We start from the raw sequence: 26,672 nt of genomic DNA on the forward strand, positions 1-26,672 counted from the left end.
GAATGACAAATCACCTGCATATCTCCGACTTGCCCGACGGGCTGGACTTGGGCCCGGTTGTGGCTATCGACTGTGAAACCATGGGGCTGCATCCGCACCGCGACCGGCTCTGTGTTGTGCAGCTGTCGGCAGGGGACGGCGACGCGCATATGGTCCAGATCAAAAAGGGCCAGACCGACGCGCCAAACCTGTGCAAATTGCTAACCGATCCAGACATTTTGAAACTGTTCCATTTCGGGCGCTTTGACATTGCCGCGATGCAAAACGCCTTTGGCGCGGTGACGGCACCGGTCTATTGCACCAAGATAGCCAGCCGACTTATCCGGACCTATACAGACCGGCATGGGCTGAAAAACCTGCTTCAGGAATTGCTGAGTGTCGATATCTCGAAACAGCAGCAATCCAGCGATTGGGGTGCCGATACGCTGTCTCAGGCACAGTTGGAATATGCCGCCTCTGATGTGTTGTACCTGCACCGCTTGCGCGACGCGTTGAACGAAATGCTGGTCCGCGAAGGCCGGATGGAGGTGGCGCAGGCCTGTTTCGATTTCCTGCCCATGCGCGCCAATCTGGATCTGATCGGCTGGCCTGACACCGACATCTTTGCGCACTCATGAGCAGCAAGACGCCCTTTATCGACACCGCGCGTCGAGTGATCCGCACCGAGGCGGAGGCACTGAACACGCTGGCCGACAGCCTCGACGACAGCTTTCGCGCGGGCATCGACATTTTGATGAATGCCACTGGCCGTGTGATTGTGACGGGTATCGGCAAATCTGGGCATATTGCGCGCAAGATTGCCGCGACTTTGGCCAGCACCGGCACGCCCGCACAATTCGTGCATCCCGCCGAGGCGAGCCATGGCGATCTGGGCATGATCACACGGGCCGATGTGGTCCTCGCGATTTCGAACTCGGGCGAGGCGCCCGAGCTGGCCAACCTTGTGGCCTTTTCCCGGCGCTTTGATATCCCACTGGTGGGAATCACCAAGAATGCGGGCAGTTCGCTTGGCCGGGAATGCGACGTGGTTCTGAAACTGCCCGATCTGGGCGAGGCTTGCGGAACCGGCGTTGTGCCCACCACATCGACGACCATGACTCTGGCGATGGGTGATGCCGTGGCCGTGGCGCTGATGGAAAACCGCGCCTTCACGGCGGAGCACTTCCGCGACTTTCACCCCGGCGGCAAACTGGGCGCACAATTGGCGCGGGTCAGCGATCTGATGCATCCCGGGGCCGAAATGCCGCTGGTGACGCTGAAAACCCCAATGGCCGACGCCCTGATCGAGATCAGCCAGAAAAGCCTGGGCGTCGTCGGCGTGACGGCGGAAAATGGCACTCTGGTGGGGATTATCACCGACGGGGACTTACGCAGGCACATGGATGGGCTGCTGTCCTTGACGGCGGCCGATGTGATGACCACCTCTCCGACAACGATCAATCCGAGGGCCCTGGCGGTTGAGGCGGTCGCGCTGATGAACCAGCGCAAGATCACCTGCGTTTTTGCCGTTGATCCGGATGGCCCCGCAATCCCGCAGGGTATTCTGCACATCCACGACTGCCTGCGGGTCGGTCTGGACTAAGGAACATGGCATGGACCGCTATTCGCGACTGGTTGCCTGGCTAAAGGTGCTGCTGCCCCTGACGGCGCTGGGGCTGCTGTCGACGCTGTTCCTGCTGTCGCGCAATATTGATCCCGTGGCCTCCATCCCCTTTGCCGAAGCCGAGATCAGGGACCGGCTTCGCGACGAACAGGTCACCGCACCGTTTTTCTCGGGCACGACCGATGGCGGCGACAGGATCACCTTTTCCGCAGGCACCCTGACCATGAGTACAGGGCAGGACAATCAGGCCAGCGATCTGTCGGCCCAGATTGATCTGGCGTCGGGCACCCGTGTGGTGCTGTTTGCCGACGCGGGTCGCTTTGATTTGGTGGGGGGGCAGTCAACCTTGCAAGGCAATGTCGTGATCACCACATCGACGGGGTACAAGCTGGCTTCGGAAACGCTGACCGCGGATTTCGACACGTTGGCCATCGAATCGCCCGGAGCGGTGATGGGCGATAGCCCCATAGGCACCCTGAATGCGGGAAAAATGCGGCTGGAACGGCAAGGCAATGGGCAAAACGCCCATTTGATTTTCACAAACGGGGTGAAACTGGTATATGAGCCCCTAAATCAAGAAGAGTGATAGATTCAGTGACTTTCCTGCGTGTCTTTGCCTGTGCCAGCCTTTTGGCCCTTTCATCTCCCGTATTTGCGCAAGGCACCCAAGTGGCATTTGGCGCGATCCAACAAGATACCTCCGCCCCGGTTGAGGTCAGTGCCGATGAATTGTCAGTCGACCAGAACACCAGCGCGGCCACGTTTCAGGGCAATGTAGTGATTGGCCAAGGGCAGATGCGCTTGTCAGCGGCGCGGGTCGAAGTGACCTATCGGACCAGTGGGCAAGGCATTGAGCGGCTTCAGGCAACCGGTGGCGTGACCCTCGTATCTGGCCCCGATGCAGCCGAGGCGCAGCGCGCGGACTACAACATCGACAACGGCGTCATCGTCATGACGGGCGACGTGCTGCTGACCCAAGGGCAAAGCGCGCTGACCGCCGACCGCATGACCGTAAATCTGAACGACGGCACCGCGCGGATGCAGGGGCGGGTCAAAACAATCCTCCAGACTGGCAACAACTGATGGCGAAACCCGACCTCAAACTGGCGGGCGGCTCATCGGGGCTGCGGATCACGAAGTTGCGGAAATCCTACCGCAAGAAACTGGTGATCCGCGACGTCACGATGGAGCTGAACCGGGGCGAGGTTGTTGCGTTGCTGGGCCCCAACGGGTCGGGCAAGACGACGACGTTCTACAGCATCGCTGGGCTGGTAACGCCCGAAGCAGGCAAGGTCACTCTGGACGACCACGATGTCACGACGCTGCCCATGTATCGGCGTGCCCAGATGGGCATCGGATACCTGCCCCAGGAAATGAGCATTTTTCGGGGGCTAAGTGTACAAGACAACATTTCGGCCATCCTGGATATCGCGGTCAAAGACCGGCACAAACGACGCGAGCGCCTCGAAGAGTTGCTGAGCGAGTTCTCGATCGAGCACCTGCGCCGCGCGCCTGCGCTTGCCCTGTCAGGCGGTGAACGGCGCCGGGTGGAGATTGCGCGGTCATTGGCCAGCGACCCGAAATACCTGCTGCTGGACGAACCTTTTGCCGGGGTCGATCCGATCTCGGTCGGTGATATCCGCAACTTGGTCGCCGACTTGAAAAACCGGGGCATCGGTGTGTTGATCACCGACCATAACGTTCGGGAAACACTCGGAATTGTGGACCGCGCCTATATCTTGCATGACGGTCAGGTTTTGATGTCCGGTACACCCAAAGAAGTTGTACAAAACGAAAATGTACGGCGTGTGTATCTCGGCGAAAACTTTCGCATTTCGTGAGAATACCTGACACTTCGCTTGCCAGTTTTGATTGACAGACGGCACCGTTTTCGCGTGCAATAGAACCATGGCATCTCGTGCTGTTCCATTCTCTGCGATCCTGGCTTTGTTCACAAAGCCCGGTGTAGATCAGGAAAAACGAATGTCTCTCCCGCTTAGCTGACGACCTTGACCTGGTCACGCCCGTGGCCCGTCTTGTCGTCTGCGCGGACCATGTGAAGGAGAAAGAATGCAGTACCAAATCAGTGGCAAACAGATCGACATCGGCGACGCCTTGCAAACCCACGTTCGGGACGAATTGGGAGGTGTTGTGCAAAAATACGCTGAACGCCCGACAAGCGCCCAAGTGGTGTTTTCAAAGTCGGCGCATGAATATGTCTGCGAAGCAACGGTGCACCTGTCCACCGGATTGACTGCGCAGGCCAAGGCCCATGCCACTGAAATCTATGCAGCTTTTGACGCATGTTCCGAGAAAATGGAGAAGCAATTGCGCCGCTATAAACGGCGCCTCAAGGACCACCACAAGGACCGTCCACAACCGGTTGAATTCTCTGGCGCGTCCTCGTATATCCTCGCCTCTGAAGCAGGGTCTGAGGACGCAGAGCCGGAGACCTTGCAACCCATGATCGTGGCCGAGATGGAGACACCTATTCAGTCTTTGTCGGTAGGCGAGGCGGTCATGCAGATGGAACTTGCAGGGGCACCCGTGCTGGTGTTTCGAAACGAAGGAAAAGACGGCCTGAATGTCGTGTATCGTCGTGAGGACGGCAACATCGGCTGGATAGACCCGTAAACGAACGCGCCACAAGGGGCGCGCAGGATGCGAGCAGGATGGATTTAGGAAATCTACTAAAGCCCGAGGCAGTCAAGGTTGTGACCTCTGCCACGTCCAAGAAACGTTTGCTGCACGAGATCGCCGATCTGGTGCAGCACGCCTATGCGTTGGACGCCGGTTTTGTGGTCGAGGCGCTGATCGCGCGCGAATCGCTGGGCCCGACCGGCGTAGGCCATGGCGTGGCCTTGCCGCACGCGCGTCTGGATGGAATCACGAACGTGATGGGCGCATTTGTTCTGTTGGACAAACCCATTGATTTTGATTCCGTGGATCGCCAACCGGTCGACATCGCCTTTGCGTTGTTCGCGCCGGAAGAGGCGGGTGTCGAGCATCTCAAGGCCCTGGCCCTGGTCTCTCGCACCCTGCGTGACGCTACGATTTGCGCCAAGCTGCGCGCAAATCCGAATGCCGCCACGATCTATGCGATTTTGAACGAGGCGAAATCGGCGCAAGCGGCCTAAGCCGTCCAGTCCCCAAATCCAAACATCAGGTAGTCGCGGCCATAGGCCGCGCGCGCCAGTGATTCGATTTCCGCATCATAGATGTCGATCAGCGAGTGCGGGCCATCCTTGGCTTGTGCGGGCAGTTCAGGCACCGTCTCCAAACCGACCGTCGTGGCCAATTCCGCCAGTTCATGCGCAACTGTGCCCTCCCTCATCAGGCGGTCGGGCAGTACGAATTCTGCAAACCCTTCGACTGTTTTGGCCTGTGTGGCCCAATCGGGGTCAATACGGATCGCCGTCTGACCGTTCAGGTTACCCTTGAGGAACATCAGAAAGGCAGCAAATGCCGTGCGATGCGCCGCCTTGTCGTAGCTGGCATCAGCTGGATCGTCCGGCAAAGGCAGTTTGTAGCGGCGTTTCAGCGTTGTCCTTATCCCGCCATAGCCCCCCTCACCCGTATTCAGGATGCGGTGGCAGAACACGGCATGGGCACGGGCCAGCGGGTGACGCAAAACGCTAAAGCTGCGATGGCCCGGGTGATCCTGCATCCAATCGCGAATGGCATTCTGACCCAGTTTGGTTGACGGCTTGCCATCCGCGGCGCCGTCCAGCGCGCGCATCCACAGTTTGACAGGGTCCACCGCGCCGCCTCGCACCGGCAAATAAAGCAATGGCGCACTGTGGCTAGCAAAATAGGTCGGCACCGCAGGCCCGCGGCGCGGTTCAAAATTTGGGGTCCGGGTCAGGTTGAACTGGTCGAGGCCCGACAGCGCCTCGGTCATCTGCCCGAAATTGCTGACCTTGTCCGACAGCGGGCTGGGGTTTTGGACCTTCAGGTTCTTGTCCAGCGCCTCAAGCCGTCCATCTACGCCAAGCCAAGCCGCCAGCCCATTCATCACGTCAACATTTTGCAGATCTTCATAGGCCACGTAAAACGCGGTCTGGCCAGAGACCTGGAGGCGGTTCAAAAGGCTGATCTGAAACTGCTGTAACGCGGTCAGATGAGCCGAAAATTCATCCGCATCAAAATGCGCTTTGCCATCCTTGCGTGCCTTTGCATCAGTTAGCTTCCACTGGCCGGTCGCAATCGCAATTTTCCAGGACACATAGCTGTCGGCGGGGTTCCTGGTCAGGACGATCTTGGCACATTTGGGATCATCCACGATCTTGTCGAAGATCCGCGGATCATGATCGTGGAAATAGCGAAACCCCGACAGGTCATCAGGCGTCTTTCGAATTTCCCGCAACAGGCGTTTAGGGTCATGATCGCGGGTCGCTTGATCCACGCCCAAAACCTCTGTGCTGTTGGGATAGCCGATGAAATGGGGGTTAAACGCCTCGCCATGACAGGCCAGCCCATCAATGGCGTTCAGGTTGGTTTCAAGAAAGTTTGAGCCTGTGCGCATCTCGGCAAAGACAACGAAATAGTCAAATTGAGCCATGTCGGGTTACCGCACCAGATAGGGTTTGCGAGGCGTGCTGGGCGCACTCTCCGGGCCTAGCGCCACAGGAAAATCACCCATGAGATAAGGATGCATCCCCTGGTTCTTGAGGTTCTGAAGAAACCGGCCAAAGCCCGTGAGGTCGACCATTTTCGGCACTTCGGAAAGGCGCCGCGCCTGGGTTTGACCAATCTCGTCAAGGATGCCCTGCAAAGGTTCCATCGGGGCCTCGATGAACTCAGCCATGGTCCAGATGCGCACGCGTGCCTTGCTGTAAGGCGAGCGCAGGGTGTCGAGGTGATCGCTTTCGATCTTTTGCAGGCGCGCCGCCTCTTTGCGGATATCCATGAAGTTCTTGTTGGAGCGGAACAAGGGTACGGCCCAGGCACCGGAAATCACCGACACTTGTGCATTGGGATCGCGCGCGATGCGCCAGTTCACGTCTTGGGTGTCAGCAGGCCCAAACTGAAAGCACTGGCGTTCGCCACGGGTGTTCCAGATCAGGTTTGTCAGAAACGCACCGGCGTTGTAATCGCGCGCCAATGCACTGTCGCTCAGTGCCCCATTCAGAGTCGTTTGACCATCGGCAAATTCGACGCGTTCGGGGCCAAAGAGGTGACCATGCACACGGGCCCCGGTGGCCTTGGCCAACCACGGCTCAAAATTCTCGAAAATCTCGGTAAAGCCCTGGAACATGGAATAGGGCGCGGCGGTTACACCATTCTCCCAATCCTGATTGGGAAAGCGGCTTTGCATATAAAGGCCCGGGCGGCCGCGTGTCCGACGCTCTACCGCCTTGGCAAAGATGCGGTCAATCTTGCCCGGATTCGGCTCTGTCTGTTTCATGGCGCCGGCCATATCGGTCAGAAACGCCTCATATAGGCGGTCAGCATGGGGCCAGATCTTGCGCGCCACAAAGCAGTCAGAGCGGCGCAGCAATTGCAGGTGATCGTCGTAGAAAATGTGCGGTTTGCCCTGAAAGTCGAACTTGGACAGGGTCAGCGACCGGCTTTCGATATTCGTTGAGAACTGCCGCGCGAGCGTTTGGTAATAACTTTCATCGGGGATCCAGACTTGCCGGAAATAGCTGTCATATTCCTTACGATCCGGCCCTTGTAGAATGGCCGACAAGGTCTGGCGCGTCAGACACCACCACTGGCTGCCCATGTGGGGGACAAGCCCTTTGGGGATCTTCCGCTTGATCTTGAGACGGCGTTGCAGTTCCACGTATTTGTCGAACAGAATCCGCTGACGCTTCCACGAAAAGGGAAAGCGCAGCGTGAACCGCTCCTGATCCAGGCCACCGACCGTCCAGGGCACATCGGCCGTTGTGGCGCTTTCGATGAAATCCGTGCGTGGGCGATCGGCCAGATACTCACTCAACTCTTCGACAGGGCGCAGTGGCAGGCAGGACCCGGACGCCAGATAGACATGGCGCACATCCTCAAATTCGGCCAGCATCATTTCCGACGCGGCCTGACTGGCCGCCACGATGCCCCAGGTGCCCCACTCACAGCGGAACCGTTTCGAAAACCGGATCGAGGGGATATCGGCCAATGCGCTGGCAAATCGGGCATAGACCTTGCGCGGTACCATCGCGTCCACATGGATCACGACGGGGCACCCGCCCGCTGCCCAGTGGCGCGCGGCCTGTTCGGCACGGTCCAGTGCAGTATGCACCAGCATGACAATGCCGACGCTCATGCCCAGTTGCCTTTCGACATGAGGCCAAGGATCTCAAGCTGGCGCCAGTTGATGTATTTTTCCGACCATTTGCACCACAGATCGGGATCATCCCGCATCGTATTGGCATAAGCCTTGTATTCAACCGATGCCGCGTAATGCTGTTTGCGGTTCAATTCCTCTGCCGCTTTAGCGGTGAAGGTGTCGAGGAATTTTGCATGCAGCAACACGCCAGAAGCCTTTTCGCCGCCCCATTCATCATAGACTTGGTTCAAACCGCGTGGCAGCAGCATGTGGGTCGAACTGACATAGGCGTAGCGGCGATCCCATTTCACCAACGGGATTTTGTTCAACGCGGGCGCCTTGGCCGGCGTATCGGGAAAGAAAACGCGGGCCCGTGGGCCGCCCTGTATCCACAGATTGCCAAAACGTTTGTTCCGCGAAATCGTGTAATTGCCGCTGTCGAACCAACTGGCAATTTCCATCGGGTTTTGCCCGGCCTGATAGGGTTGTTCGTCCAACCGCCCCTTGGGGTACATATCCAGCAACATGGCCGAGAATGATTTGATCGACGAGGCATCCAGCCAATCCGTCAACGCTCGCAAGGGCCGCGTGTCACAGAACGGATAGACCAGAAATTCATCCGGATCGACGGTCAGCGCCCAATGGCCATGGGCGTATTTCAGCTGGAGCCAATTCAGCCAATCCACGCCAAAGCGCGAACGTTTATAGCTGCCCTTGGTGGTCCAGACCGACACGTCTGGCTGCGCAGCCAGGTAATCCGCAGAGCCATCCGTACTGTCATTGTCCACGATAAAGAAATGGTTGATTCCCATTTCGCGGTAGTATTGCAGGAAATAAGGCAGGCGGATCGCCTCGTTCCGCAGGGTGGTAAAACATAAAAGGTCAGTGGGGCGAATGTTGTCCGTACGTTGGACAACACGTTTCAATTCGCGACGCTTGCGAAACGCACGAATGCGCCAGCGCTTGCGCTGAAGCCTCAGCCGATATGACTGCCAAGCGCCCAAATATCCATGCCCTCTACCTGCCGCTTGCTGCGACCCACGATGCGCCTATCAGGTCAACCTTAACACAGTCTTGAAATGCGCATCCCATGTGGGCGGTTCAAACTGCTTTGGTCTTGACGGTGTGGGCTCTGCCTCGGCCAATTCTTTAACCTTGTTAATCCACAGATAACGATCTGAAACGCTTGCGTAAACGGGTATTTCGCCAAGGATTTCGCGGAACACGTTCAAATCATTCACGATCAGGGGCACGCCGCGCGCCGCCGCCTCTGTCGCGGGCAGGCCAAAACCCTCGGCATGGGTCGGGAAAAGGACGCCATTTGCACCCTCGATCAGGGCTGCCAATGCCCCGTCTGACAACCCTGCGACCTCACGAACGGGTCCGTTTGGCGGCAGTCTGTCGAGGCGGTCAAACACGTCCTCATTTTTCCAGCCACGCGAGCCGGCGATGATCAACCGGGGTGCATCGGTCCCCATCTCTTCCCAGATATCCAGCAAGAAGGCATGGTTCTTGCGCGGCTCGATGGTGCCCACACAGACGAAATAAGGCCGCGGCGGCGGCAGGTTTTCCGGCAGGTCCTGTGACCTCGCCGCTGCCAGCTCTGTTCCCAAATGCGCAACAATCGCCCGGGGCGGCTGCACCATCCGCGCCTCGGCCAGCCGTGCCGTGTCATGCGAATTGTAAAGGATCAAGTCAGCAAAGCGCGACACCCGATCCACCATTGCCGCAAAAGGGGCGACCGCCCCGTCACGCTGATAATCGGGGAATTCCAGCGGAATTATGTCGTGGATCATCACAGCCGTCCGCGCCCCCAAGGCACTTTGCACCGTGCGCAGAACGCGGGCGGTGAGATTGGAATGACCGACATTCAAATAAGCAGCCCCCTGCGGCACATGAAGCCGCAGCATCCGACCCAAGAGTGTAGGCACCACGCGCCCCACGGCCAAACGACGGGCCTTGCGCCAGGTTCTGGTGCGGTGCGCGGATGGGTCCAAGCCCCTGTCAGGGCCGCTCAGAGGGGTGACAAGCGCCTGCATCCCGGCCTCATCCAGCAGGATATAGCCCAGCTTGGATCGGATCAGCCCAAAGGCGGGCACAGGATCTGCCAGAACAGCACGCAAATAGGCCAGTTCAACCCGGTCGACACCCGTCAAAACCTTGCCTGCCCGACGCATCAACCGCGTCAGGTCAAGAAGGCGCGCAGGCGGCGGGTTATTTGTCGTAGTGCCCAGTTTGGTGCCACCTCCAGGCGTCCGTAATCATAGTCTCAAGCGTCGAACGATCCGGGGTCCAGCCCAGCTCGGCCTCGGCCCGCCTCGATCCGGAAACCAGTTTCGTGCAGTCGCCGGGGCGGCGATCACCGTCCGTGTAGGGGACTGCTTTATTGGTCACAGCGCGGGAATGGTCGATGACCTCGCGCACAGAAAAGCCGGTGCCGGTGCCAAGGTTGAACACACGGCTGCCCTTGCCATCCTGCAGCCACTTGAGGCCCAGAACATGCGCATCCACCAGATCGCAAACATGCACGTAATCGCGAATACAGGTGCCATCGGGCGTGTCGTAGTCGGTGCCAAAAACGGTCAGCGCATCCCGCTTGCCCGCAATGGCATCCAGCATGAGCGGAATCAAATGCGTCTCGGGCTGGTGGAACTCGCCCACTTCGCCGTCAGGGTCCGCACCCGCCACGTTGAAATAGCGAAAGATGACGTGGCGCAGGCCAAAGGCGGCCTCGAAGTCGATCAATATGTCTTCGATCGCGCGTTTGGACGCGCCATAGGCATTGATCGGGTGTTGGGCGCTGTCCTCGTCCAGAACGACGTTGTCCTGGTCGCCATAGGTGGCGCAGGTCGAGGAAAAGACAAAATTCTCACACTCTGCCGCCACCGCAGCCTCGATCAGGTTAAGCGAGCCCATGACGTTGTTGCGCCAGTATTTGCCCGGCAGCTTCATACTTTCGCCCACTTGGCTGAGAGCGGCAAAGTGCATAACGGCCACGGGTTGGTATTGGGCAAAAGCGGCGTCGATGACCGCTCGGTCCATCAGGTCACCCTGAACGAAGGGGCCAAATTTGACGGCATCCTGCCAGCCGGTTTCAAGGTTGTCGAACGTCACGGGCGTGAACCCGGCGTCGCGCAAAGCCTTGCAAGCGTGAGAGCCGATGTAACCCGCCCCGCCCGTCACCAATACATGTGTCACAAAAGTACTCCGCCTTATTCTGCAGCACGGTCCAGATGAACCACGTCGCGAATATAGGCCAGGAGGTCGTCGCGCAATTCGTCGCGGGCCAGGCCAAAGGCGACGGTAGCCTGCAAAAACCCGGATTTGGACCCGCAGTCAAACCGCTGGCCACGGAACCTGTAACCATACACGCCGTGTTCGCCGTTGATCTCGCTGGCGATGGCGTCGGTCAGTTGGATTTCGCCCCCCGCCCCGGATTTCATCTGATTCAGCGAACGCAGTACAGAGGGGTTCAGGATATAGCGGCCAATAACGGCCAGGTTCGAAGGCGCTTTGCCAACAGGGGGCTTTTCGACCATGCCTTTGACCTTGACCACGTGGCCCATATCCTCTTGCACGTCGAGCACGCCATAAGACGACGCCTTTTCCGGCGGAACTTCCATCGTGGCAACCACGTTGCCGCCGGTTTCGTTATAGGCCTCGACCATCTGTTGCAGACACGGCTTTTCGGCGGCGATCACATCATCGGGCAAGATCACGGCAAAGGGCTCGTTGCCGACAAGGCGGCGGGCGCACCATACCGCATGGCCAAGGCCCAGGGCTTTGTGCTGGCGGATATAGGCGATGGCACCGCTGTCCATGTTGGTGTCTTTCAACACCTCCAAAAGCTCATCTTTGCCCTTTTTGCGCAGCTCTTGTTCGAGCGTGGGGGCATGGTCGAAATAGTCCTCAAGCGCACCTTTGCCGCGCGAGGTCACAAAAATGAATTCCTTGATACCGGCCGCGCGCGCCTCATCAATTGCGTATTGGATCAAGGGCCGATCAACCAGTGTCATGATTTCCTTGGGAACCGACTTGGTCGCGGGTAAAAAGCGTGTCCCGAGTCCGGCCACCGGGAAGATCGCTTTTGTTACCTTTTTACGCATGGATGCTCCCCTCGCGTTTACGCTGTTACTTGCTACGCACTGATGTTTCGAAACTCTCTAACCACAAATTACGGCCTAAAGAATGGCCAAATCGTGAAACTTTGGGCATGAGCCATTATTGTTGCGCGGACGCGCCAATTCAACCTTCAATCAGGCGAACCGCTGCCACGCGTTCCACCTCTCGGGTCACACGGGACGAAAATGTGGTTAACCGAACGGGTGGGTCGCTCCGCTCTGACTTGCCAAAAAGGCCGCCGCGCTGTTCCCAGAATCCTTCAGCCGTGAACCGCACCGAATGGTAAAGCGTCGTAGGCGACAACAGAATCAGCGTGACAATCTCGCCTTTGGCCACCCGCTCTGCCGCCTCGGCACGCAGACGCGCACGCTGCCAGATACGCCCCCTCAGAACGGTGCTTTTGCGAGCCCGGAACGGGAACGCCCGAAAGGCCGACACAGGGCTGCGCGTCACCTGACCGCCGCCACGCTGCCGACCAAGGCCCTGGCCATAGCCAAGATCCAGACGCCGCATCAGATACCGCACGCCATCAGGGTCAAGCCGTCCAGCGACCATATGCGCCATCGCGCGGCGTTTTTCATGATCGCGGATCGCACGCCAATGGGTCGGCCGATCCGCCTCGGCCAGGTACTTGCGCTGAAACACCGCCCAGCTTGATCCGATGTCATAAAGGTCCGCAGGCACCCGATCCCTGCGACGACGCGGGCTGGCCTCGAACCCGTGATGCACCTCTGCCATGGGCACCACTGCCGTGGCATGCCCGGCCCGCATCAGGCGCAGGTTCAGATCGGTTTCGTCCAGATAAAAAGCAAAGCCGGGGTCGAACCCTTCCAAGTCCACCAGCACATCACGGCACACAGCCATATTCGTGCCTTCGGTCTTGGTGGCGATCGTCCCTTTGGGCGTCAGGATCGTGGCCCGTTTCGGGTTCATGTCCAGATCCGCAGTATCGCCGCGCAGATCGACGCTGCGCGCGCGCCACTGAAACGATATACCGTTGCGCCCCCGCACATAGCCGCCCATCGCCGCCACATTCGGACGGCGTGCAGGCGCCACAAGCTGAGTCAGCCAAGTGGGTTCCGGCACCGCATCATCGTCGATAAAGGCCACGACATCGCCCGCCGCGTGGCTGATCCCCAAATTCCGCGCCTCTGAAATATTAGCCCGGTCAAAGCCGACCAGCTTGACCAAATCGGCAAAAGGGGAACGCGCCACTGCAGCCTCGCCCTTTGGATCGGCCACAACGACAACTTCAAAGTTGGGATATTGCAGTTGGTTCAGCCCCGTCAGACACCGCAGCAAGGCGGTGGGCCTGTCACGGCTGACAACCACCACACTGACCATCACATTGGTCAGGTGTTCGGTCATTCAATCCCCATCTCAGCCATCATCGCCTCGATCCTTGGTACATCTTCGGGGTTGTTGAGCTCCCAGAACTGGCGGCCGCGAGCCGCAACTTCGACACACAGGATGTGACGGCCGTTCTCCAGAAACCGCAACTGCTCCAACCCTTCCAACCGCTCCAGTGGGCCAACAGGCCAATCCGGATAGGAGGCCAGGGCATCCGGGCGATACGCATAGACACCAACATGGTGAAACACCGGCGTATCTGCATCATCGGCATAAATCGCGTTTGTGTAGGGGATCACCTCTTTCGAGAAATAGAGCCCTTGGTGCTGCGCCCCAAAGACAGCAGTTGTGCCGCCCACGCGCCCCGCCTTGCGATCCGCCAGAAAACCGTTCAGCGTGGCCCCGTCACAGCGCAACACTGGCGTGGCAATCTCGGCCTCAGGCGCGGCTTTCAGTCCCTCGATCAATCCCTCGACAAACCATGGGGGCGTCAAAGGGGCATCACCCTGAAGGTTCACCACGATATCAAAACTGCCGCCCAGAGCGGCATGCGCCTCGGCGCACCGCTCCGTCCCGTTGGCGCAAGCCTCAGAGGTCATGACAACCTCGGCGCCAAACGCCTCTGACGCAGTGCGAATGCGTTCGTCATCTGTAGCCACCACAACCCGGTCAACCCCGGCGACAGACTTCGCCGCACGCCAACTGCGCTCGATCAACGACTGCGCCTGACCCGTGGCCCCGGTCAAACCGACCAAGGGCTTGCCCGGATAGCGGGTCGAGGCATAGCGCGCCGGGATTGCGATCAGAACAGACATCAGACGGGTTTCAGATCAACAGAAGGGGCATAGGCGATAAAGAACGGGTTGGCATAAGTGTCTTTCCCATAGGTCAGGGGGGTCAGATCATCAAAGCGCACCACAGCCCCACCGGCACCGGCCAGAACGGCATGACCAGCGGCGGTATCCCACTCCATTGTGCGGCCCAACCGAGGGTACAGATCCGCCTCGCCTGTCGCCACCAGACAGAATTTCAGGGAGGACCCGGCGCTTTTCATATCCTTTACATCGTATTTTTTGATGTAGTCATCGGTCGCCTGGTCCCGGTGGGATTTGGAGGCAACGACCATCAACGCGGCGTTGTCACTGGTTGCCACGTTCATCGGGGTCACATCGCCCACGACGTCCTTGTCAAAAGCACCCGTTTCCTCGACGGACTGGCCATCGGCCTGGGTAAAGAACATGCGCCCCTTGGCAGGCGCATAAACGACGCCGCGCGTTGGCACACCACCTTCGACCATCGCGATATTCACGGTGAAATCGCCGCGACGATGCACGAATTCCTTGGTTCCATCCAGCGGATCAACGATCAGAAACGTGTCGCCCGTGGTTGTATGAGTGGCCGCCTGTTCTTCGGTCACCAGCATCACATCAGGAAAGGCAGCGCGCAGACCGGCCGAAATGATGGCATCCGCCGCCTCATCAGCCGCCGTCACCGGGCTGTCATCCGACTTGGTCTTGACGTCAAAATCGTCCTCACCATAGATTTCCATAATCTTGTCCCCAGCCTCCAGGGCCAGCTTGCGGATCACCGGGATCAACGCGTCATAGTTCATTAATTTGCTCCTCAGGCGGGCACTTGTTGAAAATCAGATGCGCGCCCCTTATGCTGCGGCGCTAACGGAACGGCAAGATTTCCCTGCGATAACGCATCATTCGAGGCACATAAGAGCTTATGTTTCAATCGTCAGGCAAACCACAGACCGGCTTTGGCACTGCCATGGCCATGTTCGAGCTGATTTATCACTCGATCGTGCGCTCCGTGCGAAAAACGCACAATAACGCCTTCATGGCGATTGTGATGAATATGTTGCAGGCGGCGATCTTTGTCGGCGCATTCTATGTGATGTTTTCGGTGCTGGGCCTGCGCGGGGCGGCAATCCGGGGCGACTTCCTGCTCTATATTATGACAGGCATCTTTCTTTACATGACACACACCAAGTCGCTTGGTGCTGTCGTGGGCTCCGAAGGGCCAGCAAGTCCGATGATGCAACACGCGCCGATGAACACGATCATCTCGATCAGTTCGGCGGCGCTGGGCGCGCTTTATGTCCAAGTGCTGTCGCTTTTCGTGATCCTTTTTATCTACCACGTGGCCTTCACCCCTGTGGAGATTGAGGACCCGTTCAGCGCTTTCGGCATGTTGATGCTGGCCTGGTTCACCGGTTGCGCGTTGGGGATCGTTCTTTTGGCGATCAAACCGTGGTTTCCGACCTTCGTCTCGATCTTTACCCAGATCTACCAAAGGGCCAACATGATCGCCTCAGGCAAAATGTTTGTGGCCAACACGCTGCCCAGCTTCATGCTGGCCATGTTCGACTGGAACCCGCTATTCCACACGATTGATCAGTCGCGGGGCTACACATTCATCAACTACAACCCGCGCTATTCGTCCTGGGAATACGCCTGGTGGGTGGGGGTTGTCCTGCTGATGGTGGGGCTGATGGGCGAGTTCTACACCCGCAAACACGCCTCACTCAGCTGGGGCGCACGGCGCTAGGGCGCGACACGGGACGGGCCAAGCAGCAGTACATCCATCCGGCCACGCACACGAAAACTCAGCCATATCAGGTAACAGCCAAAGACCAGTATCCCGCCCACACAGACCAAGGGTGCAAATACCCACGCCTGCGCCGAAAACGCGTTCCGCCACAAAAACCAAACTGTGCTCAGCAACAGATAAGCGGAAAAATCCACGTTGAATTGACCCTGCCAAGTCATCGCCAGAACCCCGCCGAAAAACGGCGTGATCAGGTCCAACCCCTCACGGCCAATAACCACCAAAGTGTAGACCGCCACCACTGCCACAAGGCAGGCACAAATCGCACGCAATGCCAGCATCGCATATCTCCTCAATCCACGCTTCGACACGGCGTAGGTCGGGACAGGAAACCAATCAATTACCTCACAGGTCATACACCAACGACACGACTGCATTCATTGTTCGAAAATTATACTCCGAGTTTGGGGCAGCGCCCCAAGGCCCTTGCGGCCAGAGCAAAATAAAATAGTGCGCGCCGACAGGCGCTCCTTTTGGCAAGACCCGGAAACTACAGAACCACGCGGCAGGTCAGGTTGATCCGCCCACCTTTGGGCAACAAAGACGACGATCCAAAGCGTATTCGATCCACACCGTGATAGGTCAGGCGCGCATCACCGCCCATGACCACAACGTCCCCCGACTCCAGCCACAGCGATTCTGTCTTGCCGCCCCGGGTCGTATTCCCGATGCGAAACAGTCCCGCATCGCCCAAAGACACTGACAGAACCGGCCAGGAAAAATCTGCCTCGTCGCGGTCCTGATGCATGCCCATACGCGCGCCGTCGCCGTAGTAATTGACAAGACAGCAGTCCGGCGCACGCTCCAATCCGGTCAAACCATGCCACAACGCCAAAACCGCATCGGGAATCGGTGGCCATGGCTGACCCTCCGGGTGCGCGGGCGCATAACGATAGCCGGAACGATCCGAATACCAGCCTACAGCGCCCGCCGACGTCATCCGCACCGACATGGGCTTGCCATAGGGTGTTTCGGGCGAAAACATGGGCGCCACGGCAGCAACATCCCGGATATCCCCGACCAAAGCGGCCTGAGCCGCCGGATCAAGATAGCCCTTGAAGATGTCAAAACCGCGTATCTGAACCCGCATTACCGCCAACCTTACCGATTATGTGCAATTTTTGCTCTTTTACACCACATCGCAACGGTTGCAGCGTCAAATGACCCTCCTTATATACGCCCCAGCGCGCCCGACCGGGTGCATCACAATCGTGGCGTCGATGCCGACAATCGGGTCGTCGCCTCGTGTCATCGCCTTGAAGTAACATGAGGGATCGAAAACATGGCCAAAGTCATTGGTATTGACCTGGGAACCACCAACAGCTGCATCGCAATCATGGATGGCAGCCAACCCCGCGTAATCGAAAACGCGGAAGGCGCACGGACAACACCGTCCATCGTCGCATTCACCGAAAACGAACGTCTCGTCGGCCAACCTGCCAAACGGCAAGCGGTGACGAACCCCGACAACACCATCTTTGGTGTGAAACGCCTGATCGGCCGCCGCAATGACGACGCGGACCTGGCCAAGGACAAGAAAAACCTGCCCTTCAACGTGATTGATGGCGGCAATGGCGACGCATGGGTCGAAGCGCGCGGCGAGAAATATTCGCCGAGCCAGATCAGCGCATTCATTCTGGGCAAGATGAAAGAAACGGCTGAGAGCTATCTCGGCGAAGATGTGACCCAAGCGGTCATCACTGTTCCTGCCTATTTCAACGACGCACAGCGTCAGGCCACCAAGGACGCGGGCAAAATCGCCGGTCTCGAAGTGCTGCGGATCATCAACGAACCCACTGCGGCGGCCCTGGCTTATGGCCTCGACAAAGAAAACACGCAAACCATCGCGGTCTATGACCTTGGCGGCGGTACGTTCGACGTGACGATCCTGGAAATCGACGACGGCCTCTTTGAAGTCAAATCGACCAACGGCGACACCTTCCTGGGTGGCGAAGATTTCGACATGCGGATCGTGAACTATCTGGCCGAACAGTTCCAGAAAGAGCACGGCGTTGACCTGACCCAGGACAAGATGGCCCTGCAACGTCTCAAAGAGGCGGCGGAAAAAGCCAAGATTGAACTGTCGTCGGCCAACCAGACAGAGATCAACCAGCCCTTCATCTCGATGGGTTCTAACGGTCAGCCGCTGCACATGGTCATGAAACTGACCCGCGCCAAGCTGGAACAACTGGTGGGCGATCTGATCAAAGCTTCGATGAAGCCTTGCGCCGCTGCGTTGAAAGACGCGGGCCTCGCAGCCTCTGACATCGACGAAGTCGTCCTTGTTGGCGGTATGACCCGCATGCCGCGCGTCGTTGAGGAAGTGACCAAATTCTTTGGCAAAGAGCCGCACAAAGGTGTGAACCCTGACGAAGTCGTCGCTATGGGCGCCGCCATCCAGGCCGGTGTTCTGCAAGGTGACGTCAAAGACGTGGTTCTGCTCGATGTGACTCCTCTGTCCATGGGGATCGAAACCCTGGGCGGCGTGTTCACCCGCTTGATCGACCGTAACACCACCATCCCAACGAAGAAGTCCCAGATTTTCTCGACCGCCGAGGACAACCAGAGCGCTGTGACCATCCGGGTCTTCCAAGGTGAGCGTGAAATGGCTGCCGACAACAAGATCCTTGGCAACTTCAACCTGGAAAACATTCCGCCTGCCCCGCGCGGCATGCCGCAGATCGAGGTGACCTTTGACATCGACGCCAACGGCATCGTGTCGGTCGGCGCCAAAGACAAGGGCACCGGCAAGGAACAGCAGATCACAATCCAGGCCTCGGGCGGTCTGTCGGATGCGGACATCGAACAGATGGTCAAGGACGCCGAAGACAACGCCGAAGCGGATAAGGAACGTCGCGAGCTGATCGAGGCGAAAAACCAGGCCGAAAGCCTCATCCACTCGACCGAGAAATCCGTCGAAGAGCACTCGGACAAGGTTGATCCAACCACGGTTGAGGCCATCGAACTGGCCATTGCCGCCCTCAAGGACGAGCTGGAAACCGACAATGCCGACAAGATCAAGTCGGGCATCCAGAACGTGACTGAAGCTGCCATGAAACTGGGCGAGGCGATCTACAAGTCCGCTCAGGAAGACGGCGACGCCGAACCAAGTGCGGCAGACGAGCCCCGCGCGGATGACGACGACATTGTGGACGCCGAGTTCGAAGACCTCGACGACAACAAGCGCGCCTGATCTTGGCAGCCGCCAAGGAACCAATCACAAGGCCGGTCCCATACGGGCCGGCCTTGGACGTTCCAGCAAAGGACATGATCCATGGCAAAACGTGACTATTACGAGGTGCTTGGCGTCTCAAAAGGGGCCAGCGCCGACGAGATCAAAAAGGGTTACCGCACCAAAGCCAAGGAACTGCACCCCGACCGGAATGCAGACAACCCCAAGGCCGAAGCCCAATTCAAAGAGGCCAACGAGGCCTATGACGTCCTGAAGGACGCTGACAAAAAGGCGGCCTATGACCGCTTTGGCCACGCCGCGTTCGAGGGCGGAATGGGCGGCGGTGGACGTCCCGGTGGCGGGCAGCAGGGCGACTTTGGCTCGGCCTTCTCGGATGTATTTGACGACTTGTTTGGCGACTTCATGGGCGGTCAACGAGGCGGTGGCGGGCGACGTGCCGCGCGTGGCTCTGACCTGCGCTACAACCTGCGCATCTCGCTTGAGGACGCATTTGCAGGCATGCAGAAAACCATCAACGTGCCCGCATCCGTTTCCTGTGGGTCGTGTAATGGATCAGGGGCCGAAGGGGGCTCTGAACCCACTACGTGCCCGACATGCTCCGGCATGGGCAAAGTACGGGCGCAACAGGGTTTCTTTACCGTTGAACGCACCTGCCCCACATGCTCCGGCATGGGTCAGATCATCAAGAACCCTTGCAACACCTGCGGCGGCGCAGGTCGCGTGGAAAAAGACCGTTCGTTGAGTGTGAACATCCCCGCCGGTGTCGAAACCGGTACGCGCATCCGTCTCGCGGGCGAGGGCGAGGCCGGGATGCGGGGTGGGCCAACAGGCGACCTCTACATCTTTATTGATGTGACGGAACACAAGCTCTTTGAGCGGGACGGCACAAACCTCTTCTGCCGGGTGCCTGTGTCAATGGGCACGGCTGCCTTGGGCGGCTCCATCGAGGTGCCAACGATTGATGGTGGCCGCGGGCGCGTGCAGATTCCTGCCGGGTCACAATCGGGTCGTCAGATGCGGTTACGCGGCAAAGGTATGCCAGCGCTGCGCGGCGGCAGTGCCGGCGACATGTTCATCGAACTGGCTGTCGAAACGCCGGTAAACCTGACCAGCCGCCAAAAGGAACTGCTGCGCGAATTCGAGGACCTCTCCGAGGAGAATAACCCCGAATCCTCCAGCTTCTTTTCATCCGTAAAGTCCTTTTGGGACGGAATGAAAGGTTAAACCCAAGACAGATCGAGATCTGCCTTAAGGGCAAGCGTCACAGTGTTTCGCAAAGCCGCAACGCTTGCCCCACACCCTGTAAGGCGGATCTTGATCCGCCGGGGTTGGATTAACCCTTCGCTAACCAGATATGCGGCACAGTTGCCCCATGTCTTATTTCGCTGAACAATCGCTGCCCTTTGACCTGGACGAGGCGACGCCTGCCCGGATCCGCCCCGGCAAAACACCGTCATATATGGCTGACCATCGCAAGCGCTTGCGCACCCGCTTTGTGGAAGGTGGTGCCAGTGCAATGCCCGACTATGAACTGCTGGAACTCATCCTCTTTCGCGCCATTCCGCGTCAGGATGTCAAGCCGCTGGCCCATGATCTGATGAACGCCTTTGGGGATTTCAACCGGGTCATCACCGCCCCCATTGACCGCCTGCGCAGCTTCAAAGGGGTCGGTGACGCCGTGATCACTGAACTCAAGATTGTCGAGGCGGCGGCACAGCGCCTGGCACGCTCCAAGGTTCTCAACAAACAGCTAATATCAAGCTGGGATGCCCTGATCGACTATTGCCACACCACCATGGCCCACCGCGAAACCGAACAGTTTCGCGTCCTGTTTCTCGACCGCAAGAACGTGTTGATCGCTGATGAGGAACAGGCCAAGGGCACCGTGGATCACGTTCCTGTTTACCCGCGCGAGGTGGCCAAACGCGCCCTGGAACTCAATGCCTCAGCGCTGATCCTCGTCCATAATCACCCGTCTGGTGATCCGACCCCCAGCCAAATCGATATCGACATGACCGCACAGATGGAAATGGCCTGCGCAGCCCTGGGCCTGACCCTGCACGACCACTTGATTGTCGGAAAGTCTCGCGAGCTTAGCTTCAAGTCCGAAGGGTATCTCTGACCGCTAGCGCACCCAAACCTCGACACGCCGGTTGGCCTGTCGACCCCACGCGCTGTCGTCGCAGGCCATCGGCAGCGCCTCACCAAACGCATCCACGCTCATATCAATGCGGTCAAAATTGGCGGTTTCCGCCGCAGACTGCACCGCACGCTGCACGGCCTCGGCTCGTTTCAATGCGATGTCGCGGTTGGCGCCCGCCGGGCCATCACCATCGCTGAATCCTACCAGCAGAATTTGACGCGCGTCGTACTTGCCCTGCTCCAGCGCGCGAGCAAGCTGTTGCACATTCGACCGCGATTGCGCGTCCAGACGCACCGAACCTGCCTCAAAGCGAAACGAAGTCGTCAGCCGCGCCATGCCATAAAGCGTCCGGGTCATCCGCTGTAGCTCCTCCAGTGACACTTCGGGACCAGCAGATGTGATCGCATTGGCAAAGCGATAACCTTGAGCATCAATGCTGACCTCTTCGGGCGCTTGATCGACAAAGCCAGCGCGTCGGATCATGATCTGGGCCGATGGCCCCCGGGTGAAGGCGAGGAACTCGCGCGCCACTTTGGGCAAACGTCGGGCCGGCAGATACAGAAACATCGGCGCAGTCAGCGGATAGTCTTCGGTCTTGATCGTGCCCCGATCAGCGGACAGCGAGAAACCGCAAGACCCGGTCAGCGTCAGCGCCCGCGCATTGCCCGTCTCTGCATAGCTGGTAATCCCGATGGCAAAAGGGTCACGCAACACCGCCTGCACCAGCGCATCAGACCGGGCATGCCGCGTGATTCCATCTGCAAAATCCAAACGCGCAGGCCCCATCACATCATCCTCGACCGACTGGCCGAGGCCGGTGGACCCATCGGGCAGGTGCAAAGCAATGGCGACATCCGCCCCGCCCAGCGCTTTCCAATTGTCGATCCGGCCAGCGAACACAGCCGCCAACTCTTGGGGTGACAGGGTATCGACTGGGTTAGACGGCGATACAATCGGCACCATCGCATCCAACGCCAGCACGCGGCTGCGGTTGGCTTGGGTCATGTCGCCCAGGCCCGCGCTGCGCGCCCGTTTCCGCTCATCAGGGCGGATTTCGCGCAGGGCCATCACGATATCCGCCTCATTCACCAGCAGATCGGCAAACCCTTCATCCGTGGTCGAGGCGTGGAAGTAAAAGCGGGCGACCGCGCTGTCATCCGCCTCGTCCCGCAAAACATAGACAAAGTTCGAGGCATCTACCGCTTCACGCACAACGACCATCCCATTGCGCAGGGCGAACCCTTCGATCAAGGCAGGCATCAGGACCGACCCCATGGTGGCAGAGCCGGAAACGTTAATTTCGGCCACGAAGTTCTGGAGGTTCGGGCACGCCGGGCCATCGCAATTCACGCCGGACCCGTCGACCGTCAATTCGCCATAAATCGTCTCGACGCGGTAGAACTCGCCGTCAAAGCCTAAAAGCGTGCCGCTGATTTCCACCGCCCCATCGGGCGAGGTCAGTGTCACGTCCTGAGCGGCAAGCCCCGTGCCAAATATGAAAAGTGCGGCGAAAATCGCCGCACGTGCCCAAGCCATAAGATGCCCTTTGTCGCAACGGTCAGTTGCTGGCGACTTTCAGGTCTGAGACAAGATTGTTCAACACCAGAAAACTGCCAACCGCATCACAACCGGGCACGGCCAGGGTCAGATCCTGAGTTTTGAGGCTGCCATTCTCCGTCATCTCGATGGATTGGGCCTCGACCTCCAGGCCACAGTTTTGCGTGGTCACTTCCGCCTCGACGCTCAGATCAATGGTGCCGTCTTGGGCAGTCTTGCTGGTGGGAAATGTATAGACCTCGGCCACAAGCGGCTGGGCCACGTCCCGATTCCCCAATTGCATGAGAAATCCGTGCTGCCCGCCAATCATGCCGGCAACATCTGGTTCAACACCGGCCCAGATATGGCCTGTAGCACCGTAATCTGCACCAAATTCACGGGCGTGCAGCTGAAAACCAGCCTGGCCGCGCCATTGCAGTGCCACCCGATCATAGCCGTATAGATCATCAATCACGGTCTGCGCCACGGCCCCATCGCCATTGGAAAAGGCCATGATAAACACCGCCTGCTCGGTCAGGGCAGGCACCACCACATCCAACATGCCATCGGCGCCCGTCGCTTCGGTGAACATCAGGCCGTTATGATGGATGGTGAGCCGTTCGTTTGCTGCACAGGGCGCGCTGAGCATGAGGTTGACCATCGCGCCGGGCAATGGTGCTGCCTGGGCTTCGATCGCGCAGTTTTCCGCCAGTGGGGCGATGTCTTGCTCGATCGGTGGCAGGTCAACAGTGGCCGACGCGGACACCCGCTGCACCATGGGCTCGACGCTGGGTGTCGCAATCGCAGGCACATCTGTAGCTGAGGTCAGCTCGATCTGTTGGACTTCCAACAACACTTCGGCGTTGCCTGTTTCAACAGGTGCAACCGCGGTGACATCGGGCCGTCCGGCCGCACCATAGCGTTCTTTGGCTGTTTCGCCGCTCTGCATCACGAAACCGATGCCCGCCGCGATCGCAAGCGTGCCAACAGCGGTGATGATTTCTTTCTTGCGCAACATTGCCCCACGTCCCTTCCACGGATTGGTTCCGTTGTGGGATCGCAAAACAAAGAGGCCCGGTTATGACCCGTGCATGGAGTCTTTGCGGCAGGAATGGGGCGGTCGGGTCAGACCAGCCGCCCGTGACAATGCTTGAATTTCTTGCCTGATCCGCAAGGGCAGGCCTCGTTTCGACCGGGATTTCCCCAGGTCGCCGGATCATTTTCGTCAAAGCCTGCGGCAACCGCCTCTTCGGTCGGAGCGGGTGCAGGTGGCTGTGCAGCCTCAACGGCGGCTTGCTGTTGCGCGGCCATCTCGGCCAGCATCTGCTGCCGCTCTTCCTCGGTCATCGGACGGATCAAGGCGAGCTTTTGCGTTACTTCGGTCCGCAGGCTGTCCAGCATCCCTTCGAACAGTTGGAAGGCCTCGTTCTTGTATTCGTTCAGCGGATCGCGCTGCGCATAGCTGCGGAAGCCCACGACTGACCGGAGGTGCTCAAGCGTCAACAGGTGCTCGCGCCACTTGCTGTCGATGGCCTGAAGAATCAACTGTTTTTCGATGCTGCGCATGTTCTCGGCGCCAAAGGCTTCGGTCTTGTCCGCCATCAGCTTGTCGCTGGCCTCGATCAGGCGCTCGCGGATATGTTCGTCGTCCACGCCCTCTTCTTCGCACCACTCAATGACAGGTACATCAAGGCCCAACTGCTCCATCACGGCGGCATAAAGGCCCTGGCTGTCCCATTGATCGGCATAGGAGTTCGCGGGCATGTACTGGTCAATCAGATCGTCGACCACCTGGTCACGCATGTCCGAAGTGATCTCATGCAGGTCCTCGGTTTCCATGATCTCGCGGCGCTGGCCAAAGACGACCTTGCGCTGGTCGTTCATCACATCGTCGAATTTGAGCAATTGCTTGCGGATGTCAAAGTTGCGGCCTTCGACCTTGGCCTGCGCGCGCTCCAAAGACTTGTTCACCCATGGGTGCACAATCGCCTCGCCTTCCTCCAGGCCCAACGTTTTCAGGACCTTGTCCAGACGGTCAGAGCCAAAGATGCGCATCAGGTCATCTTCGAGCGATAGGTAAAAGGACGTGCGCCCGGGGTCACCCTGGCGACCGGAACGGCCGCGCAACTGATTGTCGATGCGGCGGCTCTCGTGACGCTCTGACGCCAAAACCATCAGGCCACCAGCGGCCAGAACCTTTTGCTTTTCGTCCTCATGCTCCGCCTCGATTCGGGCGCGGACCTCTTCGGGATCAACTTCAGGGTCGGCCACGAGAGCCTCAAGCACCTTCAGCTCGACGTTGCCGCCCAACTGAATGTCGGTGCCCCGGCCCGCCATGTTGGTTGCGATGGTCACCGCACCAAACTTGCCGGCGTCGGCAATGATCTGCGCCTCTTGCTCGTGCTGGCGGGCGTTCAGAACGTTGTGAGGGATGTTTTCGGCAGTCAGCAGGGCGCTGAACATTTCGGATTTATCGATGGATGTGGTGCCGACCAGAACCGGCTGGCCTTTGGCGTGGGCATCCTTGATCTCTTTGACCATGGCGCCGTATTTCTCGGTGCCGGTGCGGAACACCTGATCATCCTCGTCCACACGGGCGATGGGGCGATTGGTGGGCACTTCGACGACGCCAAGGCCGTAAATCTCGTTAAACTCTTCGGCTTCGGTCGCGGCTGTCCCGGTCATCCCGGCCAGCTTGTCATAAAGGCGGAAGTAGTTCTGGAAAGTCACCGACGCCAGCGTCTGGTTCTCCGGCTGGATCGTCACGCCTTCTTTTGCTTCCAGCGCCTGGTGCAGGCCCTCGGACAGACGGCGGCCCGACATCATGCGACCGGTAAATTCGTCGATCAGGACAACCTCGCCATTGCGAACGATGTAATCCTTGTCCTTCTTGAACAGGACGTGGGCGCGCAGGCCCTGGTTGACGTGGTGCACGATGGTCGTGCTTTCAGGATCATAGAGCGACGCCTCGGCCTCAATCAGGCCACGGGCGCGCAACTGTTCCTCAAGGAACTCGTTGCCCTCGTCGGTAAAGGTCACGCTGCGCTGTTTTTCGTCCAGCTCGTAATGCTCTTCCTGCAACAGCGGGATGATACCGTCGATGGTGACATACATTTCCGATCGGTCCTGAAGCGGGCCGGAAATGACCAGCGGCGTCCGCGCCTCGTCGATCAGGATGCTGTCGACCTCGTCCACGATGGCATAGTTGTGGCCGCGCTGAACCATCTGTTCGATGGATGGCTTCATGTTGTCGCGGAGGTAGTCAAAGCCCAACTCGTTGTTGGTCGCATAGGTTACGTCACAGGCATAGGCGGCGCGCTTGGCGTCCTCTTCCATGCCCGATACGGCGATGCCTGTGGTTAGGCCCAAGGCGCCAAACACCTTGCCCATCCATTCGGCGTCACGGGTCACCAGATAGTCGTTGACCGTCACGACATGCACGCCTTTGCCTGTCAGCGCATTGAGGTAAACGGCAAAGGTGGCTGTCAGGGTCTTGCCCTCGCCGGTCTTTTGTTCCGCGATGTTGCCTTGATGCAGAAATATCGCACCCATCAACTGTGTGTCGTAGGCACGCAGGCCAAGGGCGCGTTTGGCAGCCTCGCGGCAGTTGGCAAACGCTTCGGGGAGCAGATCATCCAACGCCTCGCCACCCATTGCCCGTTTGGCCAGGGCCTCGGTGCGATCCTTGAGGCCATCGTCGCTCAGCGCGACGAATTCAGGCTCAAGCGCGTTGATCTTATCGACCAGCGGGCGCACGGCTTTGATCTTGCGATCATTGGGGGTGCCAAACACCTTTTTGGTGAGGGTTCCGAAACCGAGCATGCGTTCTCCAGCCGATCAA

At 58.8% G+C, this 26,672-nt stretch carries 25 protein-coding genes; 11 read left to right on the forward strand and 14 right to left on the reverse strand.

Translation table 11 applies throughout. From position 1 onward, the window contains the following. Positions 1 to 2: 2 nt before the first annotated feature. The 7 genes from Q1A44_RS02200 (at position 3) to Q1A44_RS02230 (ending at position 4,740) form a co-directional block, all read left to right on the forward strand. Complete coding sequence (locus Q1A44_RS02200) at positions 3 to 617, forward strand: ribonuclease D (protein ID WP_299618943.1); 615 nt, start codon at positions 3 to 5, stop codon at positions 615 to 617. Next, positions 614 to 1,582, forward strand: a complete 969-nt coding sequence (locus tag Q1A44_RS02205) for a KpsF/GutQ family sugar-phosphate isomerase (protein WP_299618946.1) — start codon at positions 614 to 616, stop codon at positions 1,580 to 1,582. The genes Q1A44_RS02200 and Q1A44_RS02205 overlap by 4 nt, the downstream gene beginning before the upstream one ends. 10 nt (positions 1,583 to 1,592) lie before the next feature. Continuing rightward, positions 1,593 to 2,189, forward strand: a complete 597-nt coding sequence (locus tag Q1A44_RS02210; RefSeq protein ID WP_299618949.1) for a hypothetical protein — start codon at positions 1,593 to 1,595, stop codon at positions 2,187 to 2,189. A gap of 8 nt (positions 2,190 to 2,197) precedes the next feature. Beyond that, the gene (gene lptA, locus Q1A44_RS02215) at positions 2,198 to 2,686 is read left to right on the forward strand and encodes a lipopolysaccharide transport periplasmic protein LptA (RefSeq protein ID WP_299618968.1); all 489 of its coding nucleotides are present in this window, start codon (positions 2,198 to 2,200) and stop codon (positions 2,684 to 2,686) included. Continuing rightward, positions 2,686 to 3,444 carry an LPS export ABC transporter ATP-binding protein gene (gene lptB, locus Q1A44_RS02220; protein WP_299618971.1) on the forward strand — a complete coding sequence of 253 codons (759 nt, stop codon included), beginning with the start codon at positions 2,686 to 2,688 and terminating at the stop codon, positions 3,442 to 3,444. The genes lptA and lptB overlap by 1 nt, the downstream gene beginning before the upstream one ends. 229 nt (positions 3,445 to 3,673) lie before the next feature. After that, the gene (raiA, locus tag Q1A44_RS02225; RefSeq protein ID WP_299618974.1) at positions 3,674 to 4,237 is read left to right on the forward strand and encodes a ribosome-associated translation inhibitor RaiA; all 564 of its coding nucleotides are present in this window, start codon (positions 3,674 to 3,676) and stop codon (positions 4,235 to 4,237) included. Positions 4,238 to 4,275: 38 nt separating this feature from the next. Further along, a complete protein-coding gene (locus tag Q1A44_RS02230; RefSeq protein ID WP_299618977.1) occupies positions 4,276 to 4,740 on the forward strand; it encodes a PTS sugar transporter subunit IIA in 465 nt (154 codons plus the stop codon). Here the strand turns inward: Q1A44_RS02230 and Q1A44_RS02235 are convergent. The 9 genes from Q1A44_RS02235 to cysQ form a co-directional block, all read right to left on the reverse strand. Then, on the reverse strand, positions 4,737 to 6,164 hold the full coding sequence (locus tag Q1A44_RS02235; RefSeq protein ID WP_299618980.1) for a nodulation protein NodH: 1,428 nt from the start codon (positions 6,162 to 6,164) through the stop codon (positions 4,737 to 4,739). The two genes, Q1A44_RS02230 and Q1A44_RS02235, sit on opposite strands and share 4 nt — an antisense overlap. Before the next feature lie 6 nt (positions 6,165 to 6,170). Next, a complete protein-coding gene (locus Q1A44_RS02240; RefSeq protein WP_299618983.1) occupies positions 6,171 to 7,868 on the reverse strand; it encodes a beta-1,6-N-acetylglucosaminyltransferase in 1,698 nt (565 codons plus the stop codon). Further along, positions 7,865 to 8,851, reverse strand: coding sequence for a glycosyltransferase family 2 protein (locus Q1A44_RS02245; protein ID WP_299621326.1), 987 nt, complete (start codon positions 8,849 to 8,851; stop codon positions 7,865 to 7,867). Before Q1A44_RS02245 ends, Q1A44_RS02240 begins: the two co-directional genes overlap by 4 nt. 72 nt (positions 8,852 to 8,923) lie before the next feature. Beyond that, on the reverse strand, positions 8,924 to 10,048 hold the full coding sequence (locus Q1A44_RS02250) for a glycosyltransferase family 1 protein (protein WP_299618986.1): 1,125 nt from the start codon (positions 10,046 to 10,048) through the stop codon (positions 8,924 to 8,926). Positions 10,049 to 10,085: 37 nt separating this feature from the next. Next, the gene (galE, locus tag Q1A44_RS02255; RefSeq protein ID WP_299618989.1) at positions 10,086 to 11,069 is read right to left on the reverse strand and encodes a UDP-glucose 4-epimerase GalE; all 984 of its coding nucleotides are present in this window, start codon (positions 11,067 to 11,069) and stop codon (positions 10,086 to 10,088) included. Between the two features lie 14 nt (positions 11,070 to 11,083). Further along, complete coding sequence (gene galU, locus Q1A44_RS02260; protein ID WP_299618992.1) at positions 11,084 to 11,977, reverse strand: UTP--glucose-1-phosphate uridylyltransferase GalU; 894 nt, start codon at positions 11,975 to 11,977, stop codon at positions 11,084 to 11,086. 139 nt (positions 11,978 to 12,116) lie between these two features. After that, complete coding sequence (locus Q1A44_RS02265) at positions 12,117 to 13,361, reverse strand: glycosyltransferase (RefSeq protein ID WP_299618996.1); 1,245 nt, start codon at positions 13,359 to 13,361, stop codon at positions 12,117 to 12,119. Then, complete coding sequence (locus Q1A44_RS02270; RefSeq protein ID WP_299618999.1) at positions 13,358 to 14,158, reverse strand: manno-octulosonate cytidylyltransferase; 801 nt, start codon at positions 14,156 to 14,158, stop codon at positions 13,358 to 13,360. Before Q1A44_RS02270 ends, Q1A44_RS02265 begins: the two co-directional genes overlap by 4 nt. Then, positions 14,158 to 14,955, reverse strand: a complete 798-nt coding sequence (gene cysQ / locus Q1A44_RS02275; protein WP_299619003.1) for a 3'(2'),5'-bisphosphate nucleotidase CysQ — start codon at positions 14,953 to 14,955, stop codon at positions 14,158 to 14,160. Before cysQ ends, Q1A44_RS02270 begins: the two co-directional genes overlap by 1 nt. Positions 14,956 to 15,074: 119 nt before the next feature. Here cysQ and Q1A44_RS02280 point away from each other — a divergent pair, with 119 nt between their 5' ends. Further along, positions 15,075 to 15,899, forward strand: a complete 825-nt coding sequence (locus tag Q1A44_RS02280; RefSeq protein WP_299619006.1) for an ABC transporter permease — start codon at positions 15,075 to 15,077, stop codon at positions 15,897 to 15,899. On the opposite strand, the gene Q1A44_RS02285 is transcribed toward Q1A44_RS02280, so the two are convergent. Together Q1A44_RS02285 and Q1A44_RS02290 are read right to left on the reverse strand one after the other, a co-directional pair. Continuing rightward, on the reverse strand, positions 15,896 to 16,240 hold the full coding sequence (locus Q1A44_RS02285; protein ID WP_299619009.1) for a hypothetical protein: 345 nt from the start codon (positions 16,238 to 16,240) through the stop codon (positions 15,896 to 15,898). The two genes, Q1A44_RS02280 and Q1A44_RS02285, sit on opposite strands and share 4 nt — an antisense overlap. A 209-nt stretch (positions 16,241 to 16,449) precedes the next feature. Continuing rightward, positions 16,450 to 17,049 (reverse strand): alpha-ketoglutarate-dependent dioxygenase AlkB, encoded by a 600-nt coding sequence (locus tag Q1A44_RS02290; RefSeq protein WP_299619013.1) that lies wholly within the window; start codon positions 17,047 to 17,049, stop codon positions 16,450 to 16,452. Positions 17,050 to 17,241: 192 nt separating this feature from the next. On the opposite strand from Q1A44_RS02290, the gene dnaK reads away from it, so the two are divergent. The 3 genes from dnaK (at position 17,242) to radC (ending at position 21,274) form a co-directional block, all read left to right on the forward strand. After that, positions 17,242 to 19,152 carry a molecular chaperone DnaK gene (gene dnaK, locus Q1A44_RS02295; protein ID WP_299619016.1) on the forward strand — a complete coding sequence of 637 codons (1,911 nt, stop codon included), beginning with the start codon at positions 17,242 to 17,244 and terminating at the stop codon, positions 19,150 to 19,152. An 81-nt stretch (positions 19,153 to 19,233) separates the two neighbouring features. Then, positions 19,234 to 20,376 carry a molecular chaperone DnaJ gene (dnaJ, locus tag Q1A44_RS02300; protein WP_299619019.1) on the forward strand — a complete coding sequence of 381 codons (1,143 nt, stop codon included), beginning with the start codon at positions 19,234 to 19,236 and terminating at the stop codon, positions 20,374 to 20,376. Positions 20,377 to 20,524: 148 nt separating this feature from the next. Beyond that, positions 20,525 to 21,274, forward strand: a complete 750-nt coding sequence (gene radC, locus Q1A44_RS02305) for a DNA repair protein RadC (RefSeq protein ID WP_299619022.1) — start codon at positions 20,525 to 20,527, stop codon at positions 21,272 to 21,274. 3 nt (positions 21,275 to 21,277) lie between these two features. Here the strand turns inward: radC and Q1A44_RS02310 are convergent, their stop codons facing one another. The 3 genes from Q1A44_RS02310 to secA all read right to left on the reverse strand — a co-directional run bounded on the left by Q1A44_RS02310 (position 21,278) and on the right by secA (position 26,653). Then, positions 21,278 to 22,831, reverse strand: a complete 1,554-nt coding sequence (locus tag Q1A44_RS02310; RefSeq protein ID WP_299619026.1) for a phosphate ABC transporter substrate-binding/OmpA family protein — start codon at positions 22,829 to 22,831, stop codon at positions 21,278 to 21,280. A 22-nt stretch (positions 22,832 to 22,853) separates the two neighbouring features. Then, positions 22,854 to 23,849, reverse strand: a complete 996-nt coding sequence (locus tag Q1A44_RS02315; RefSeq protein WP_299619029.1) for a hypothetical protein — start codon at positions 23,847 to 23,849, stop codon at positions 22,854 to 22,856. A gap of 107 nt (positions 23,850 to 23,956) precedes the next feature. Next, entirely contained in the window at positions 23,957 to 26,653 is a 2,697-nt protein-coding gene (secA, locus tag Q1A44_RS02320; protein WP_299619032.1) for a preprotein translocase subunit SecA, read from the reverse strand. Positions 26,654 to 26,672: the final 19 nt, after the last annotated feature.

Origin of the sequence: uncultured Tateyamaria sp., assembly GCF_947503705.1 — a bacterium.
GTDB lineage: Bacteria > Pseudomonadota > Alphaproteobacteria > Rhodobacterales > Rhodobacteraceae > Tateyamaria.